The 804-nt window shown below is 74.8% G+C and carries 1 protein-coding gene; it reads right to left on the reverse strand.

Annotation, left to right across the window (positions count from 1 at the left end; all coding sequences use genetic code 11):
* Positions 1-53 precede the first annotated feature (53 nt).
* Positions 54-776 (reverse strand): DJ-1/PfpI family protein, encoded by a 723-nt coding sequence (locus tag ABD308_RS02185; protein ID WP_344324611.1) that lies wholly within the window; start codon positions 774-776, stop codon positions 54-56.
* Positions 777-804 lie beyond the last annotated feature (28 nt).

An 804-nucleotide genomic window follows, 5' to 3' on the forward strand; every position in this document is an offset into this window, starting at 1 on the left:
CCCCGGCCCCGCGCGGCTGGAGCGCGGTCGGGGCCGGGACGGCGCGCGGAGGTTCAGCCGGTCAGGCGCGCCAGCAGCGCCGGGTGGTCGGCGAGGGAGGCCCGCAGGTTCTCCTCGGCGAAGGGAACGAAGGCGCCGGCGTCGACCGGGGTCCAGTCGACCGGGCCGAGCGGCGGCTCGGGGTCGTACTCAAGGAACAGCTGGACCGTGCGCGCGGCCTCGCGGCCGGCGAGGCGGTCGACGAGGTGCAGGGCCATGTCGACGCCGGCCGAGACCCCGGCGGCGGTGATGACGGGACCGTCCTCGACCCAGCGCCGGGCGACCGGGGTCGCCCCGAAGCGTGCGAGCAGGTCACGGTACATCCAGTGCGAGGTGGCCTCGCGCCCCTCCAGGAGCCCGGCCGCCCCCAGCAGCAGCGAGCCGGTGCACACGGAGCCGACGACCTCGGCGCGGGCCGCGGCCTCGCGCAGCTTCCGCAACAGGCCCTCGTCGGCCATCGCGGCGAGGGTGGGCTGGAACCCGCCGGGCACGATCAGGGCGTACGGGTCGGGCATGTCCTCGAAGGTGTGGCTGGGCACCAGCTTCAGCGGGATGTCGCTGTCCATCGGCTCGATCCGCTCGCCGACCACGACGGTGCGGAATCCGGGGACGAGTTCGGCCAGCGCGCCGATGACCTGGAGCGGGCCGACCATGTCCAGCGGGGTCAGGCCGGGGTACAGCACGAAGGCGACGGTCGTCACCGGCGCCTCGGTCGGGGCGGACGACGGTTCGGTCATGACGGGACTCCTGACGTTCGGTAATCGC

Origin of the sequence: Kitasatospora putterlickiae (assembly GCF_039527695.1) — a bacterium.
Taxonomy (GTDB): Bacteria; Actinomycetota; Actinomycetes; order Streptomycetales; family Streptomycetaceae; genus Kitasatospora; species Kitasatospora putterlickiae.

What these genes read in the sequence shown, in the direction of transcription:
- ABD308_RS02185 (WP_344324611.1), bottom strand. Translation starts at nt 776, where the DNA reads ATGACCGAACCGTCGTCCGCCCCGACCGAGGCGCCGGTGACGACCGTC.